Genomic DNA, 2,022 nt, shown 5'->3' with positions numbered 1-2,022 from the left:
TTCCTGGGCTTCGGCGGCGAGCTTCAGGCCGAGGCCGGCGCCGCAGAAATCCACATCCATCACAATGGCCGCCGGCAAGCGCTCGGCCATGGATGAGCGAAACGCCGCCACGCTGTCGAGGGACTGGGCGCTCAAGCCGAAAAATTCCAGCTGCTTGGCCAGGCGGTCGGCGCGGTCGTGATCGGCCAGCATCACGTAGATCGGCTTGCGCATCGGCGGCAGCAGGGTTTGTTCCAGCTGGTCGCCCTGGCGCAGCCCGGTGCGCGACAGGCGCTGCATCAAACGGTTGAGTTCGGTGATCAGGTGGCTGCTCAGACGGCCGCGGTTGTCATCCACCGCCTTGAGTGAAGCGCCGATCTGGTGCGCCAACTGGCCGTGTTCCGGCTGCTCAAAGCGTTCGGCAAAACGCAGCAGGCGCAGGTTGGCCTCACTGAGCTCTGACAGGTCAGTGGTCGACCATTCGCTGCGTTGCAGGCGCTGCCAGATCTCAAGAATTTGACGTGCCTGATGAATTACCCGCTGGGCAAAATGGTGCTTGAGACGCTCACGGCTGGGGTCTTCTGGCTCGGTCATATCCTGACTACTAGTTAGGCTGCATGCTGAGGTCGAACTGATGGCTCTATGCTAGCACCTCTTTTCCGTTGCACGAGTGTCATACGTCAATTAACTGCAAGGTCGCAGAGATTCATTTATCGACCCTGCAGTCGCGCGGGCGTAAACAGCGTGCATCCTTTATAGTCGAACCGCGTACTCGCGCCACCCTGGCTAAAAGCGCCGCACTGCTCGGCACGATGGGGCAGGGTTGTGGTCGTAGCTATTGAACTCAAGTGATTGAAAGGATATCGCCATGCTGGACTGGAAAAACCGCGCAGGCAGTGCAAAGGGCCCGGCCCCTGAAACCAAGTCGGCCCCCCGCAGCTATTTCCGTAACCTGCTGATGAGCCGCGCGTTGCTCTCGCTGGTTGCGTTGTACCTGTTGGTCACCGGTGCCCTGGGTTGGTACTGGAGCGAAGAGCCTGCGTTGTTCCCGGTCCAGCAGAATGCGCAAATTGCCGCCGAGAAGGATGGCAAGCAGATGGTGGTGGGCTTTACCACCGTCGAAACCCTCAAGACGGTGGTGGGCACCCTGCTGAACAAGCCGGGTGGCTACATTTCCAACGACCGTTTCCCGCCGGGCCTGTGGATGGACAACATGCCGAGCTGGGAATACGGCGTACTGGTGCAGGTGCGTGACCTGACCCGTGCCCTGCGCAAGGACTTCGCCCGCTCCCAGTCGCAGTCGGCGGAAGACGCAGACCTGGCCAAGGCCGAACCGCGCTTCAACTTCGACAACAAGAGCTGGGTGCTGCCGTCCAGCGAGTCGGAATACCAGGAAGGCATCAATTCCCTGAGCCGCTACGAAGCGCGCTTGTCCGACCCGAATCAAAAAGGCGCGCTGTTCTATGCACGTGCCGACAACCTCAACAACTGGCTGGGTGATGTGGCGACCCGCCTGGGCTCGCTGTCGCAACGGCTGTCGGCCAGCGNNCTGAAAACCGAAGCGCTGGCGCCGGGTGAAGTGCCCCAGGTCGACGAAGAAGTGGTGGAAACCCCATGGATGCAGATCGACAACGTGTTCTACGAAGCCCGCGGCCAGGCCTGGGCCCTGTCGCACCTGCTGCGCGCCATTGAAGTCGACTTCGCCGATGTGCTGGCCAAGAAGAACGCCACCGTCAGCGTGCGCCAGATCATTCGTGAGCTGGAAGCTTCGCAAGAGCCGGTATGGAGCCCGATGATTCTCAACGGCAGTGGCTTTGGCATCCTGGCCAACCATTCGCTGGTCATGGCCAACTATATTTCCCGGGCCAACGCTGCAGTGATCGACCTGCGTCAGCTCCTGAACCAGGGTTGATGATGGACGCTTCCACCAGGGAGGCAGCGCACCGCGCCGCCTCCGACGCCGAACTGATTGCCTGGGTCGACGAGCAGGACAACCTGCTCGGCAGCCTCGTACGTTCCGATCTGCGCCGGCGCGGGCTGATC

1 protein-coding gene and 2 pseudogenes are annotated in these 2,022 nt (G+C 61.4%); 2 read left to right on the top strand and 1 reads right to left on the bottom strand.

Annotation, left to right across the window (positions count from 1 at the left end):
* A pseudogene (locus HX869_RS29700) lies at positions 1-573 on the bottom strand (diguanylate cyclase response regulator); the annotation flags it as partial.
* Between the two features lie 274 nt (positions 574-847).
* Here HX869_RS29700 and HX869_RS29695 point away from each other — a divergent pair.
* The gene (locus HX869_RS29695) at positions 848-1,891 is read left to right on the top strand and encodes a DUF2333 family protein (RefSeq protein WP_178904076.1); all 1,044 of its coding nucleotides are present in this window, start codon (positions 848-850) and stop codon (positions 1,889-1,891) included.
* Positions 1,892-1,893: 2 nt separating this feature from the next.
* Positions 1,894-2,022, top strand: a pseudogene (locus HX869_RS29690) (NUDIX hydrolase); the annotation flags it as partial.

The organism is Pseudomonas sp. P7779 (genome assembly GCF_013386315.1).
GTDB lineage: Bacteria > Pseudomonadota > Gammaproteobacteria > Pseudomonadales > Pseudomonadaceae > Aquipseudomonas.
Note: the sequence above shows the minus strand (reverse complement) of the source record. Positions and strands in the feature narration are given on the sequence as shown.